The sequence below is a fragment of the Bartonella sp. LB28NMGDW genome (assembly GCF_042194435.1).
Lineage (GTDB): Bacteria > Pseudomonadota > Alphaproteobacteria > Rhizobiales > Rhizobiaceae > Bartonella > Bartonella grahamii.
Genome location: NZ_JBHIMX010000078.1, coordinates 1 through 1365 on the forward strand (window position 1 = coordinate 1; position 1365 = coordinate 1365).

Consider the following 1365-nt stretch of genomic DNA (forward strand, 5'->3'; position numbering starts at 1 on the left):
AATTACCTTTGTGCAAAGGGCTTGCCTAATGCGATTTATGACGAAATGCCGTCATCATCTGATGATAAAGCAAGAGATAAATGGGTAGCATTTGCAACAGAGCAGTTTATCAACATGCAAGAGGCACTTAAAGAAGCACAATGCCTCTATAGACAGTATAATCTTTATGCAGCACTACAGTACCTCGTTATAGAAGATCAGATATTACCACATCTTGTGAATTCATTACGTGTTGCTCTTAATGTGCTTCAGAAACATTTTGATCGTAAATGACAAGCTCTATTACGGTTTCATTATATAGTATATCCTTCGTAAGTTTCCGCAATGTTCACTGAGTTCCTTTAACCATTTATGATCATTTGTTTTCACGTGAGATACTATGTTATCTACTTGTTCTTTTCTGAAATCGTAACGCTTAAGAAATTTTTTTGCATAATAAATCATTGGATCCTCGTTATCATTGACCACGTCGTATGCCCACATAAAATCGCTTTCACTCCAATCATATTCATCGCGTAAACGCTTTATTACATTGGGTAGATCCATTTGCGACATCTCCTTATTATAATCACCCCGCAATAAACTCACAATGGATGCACAACCAACAACTGATATGTGACGATACAATATATCTTCCTTGTTAAAAAATGAATATTCTCCGCCATTTCTGAGTGAAAGTTCTTCTGCTTTGCGTACCTTTTCAGAATGCATAGAGCCAATATATGATTCACTTACGTATTTATTGTAAAGTTGATTATACTTCTCTATAGTATCTACACTTGTAAACATACGCGTCAATTTGTCTATAAATCCAAATGACGCTGATGCAGGTAGCGCTGATATAGAAAAGAAAGCTATAAATGTTATGATGCGTGTTATGGATAATGATTTCATTATTTTGAACCCTTAATTATTGATAAGTGCTGTTTAACCGATTCTTTTCAAATGTATCAATATGTGTTATTTTTGTGTTGACAAGGTGTAGCAAATCGTATTTAATGACAGCACTGTACTTGGTCGTATTGTATCTAAACGAGGGACAGTGCAGTTTGGAATCCCCGCAAATGCGGGGTTTTTTATTATCTGGAGGGCGTATTTTATGACGTCAGAAAATACAGAGCAGGCTCCAAAACCCATTAAAAAGCGTATACCACCAAAGGCAGGTCAAGGGCGTGTCAAAGGCGTTCCAAATAAAATGACGCGCATTTTAAAAGAGGCAGTGGTTAAGGCTGCTGAGAATGCTGGGAATAAAATTGGCAAGGATGGTTTGATTTCTTATTTGGAAAAGCAGGCTATAGAATGTCCAGCGGCTTATTTAGCGTTGCTTGGTAAGGTGTTGCCTTTACAGGTAACAGGTGAAGATGG

The 1365-nt window shown here is 37.0% G+C and carries 2 protein-coding genes and 1 pseudogene; 2 read left to right on the forward strand and 1 reads right to left on the reverse strand.

What is annotated here, in order from left to right; all coding sequences use genetic code 11:
* Positions 1-273, forward strand: a pseudogene (locus tag ACFIKG_RS09195) (hypothetical protein); the annotation flags it as partial.
* 9 nt (positions 274-282) lie between these two features.
* On the opposite strand, the gene ACFIKG_RS09200 reads toward ACFIKG_RS09195, so the two are convergent.
* Complete coding sequence (locus ACFIKG_RS09200) at positions 283-894, reverse strand: hypothetical protein (protein ID WP_375652187.1); 612 nt, start codon at positions 892-894, stop codon at positions 283-285.
* A 205-nt stretch (positions 895-1099) separates the two neighbouring features.
* On the opposite strand from ACFIKG_RS09200, the gene ACFIKG_RS09205 reads away from it, so the two are divergent.
* Positions 1100-1365 (forward strand): hypothetical protein (locus ACFIKG_RS09205; RefSeq protein WP_375652188.1); only part of this gene is annotated, 266 nt, incomplete at its 3' end.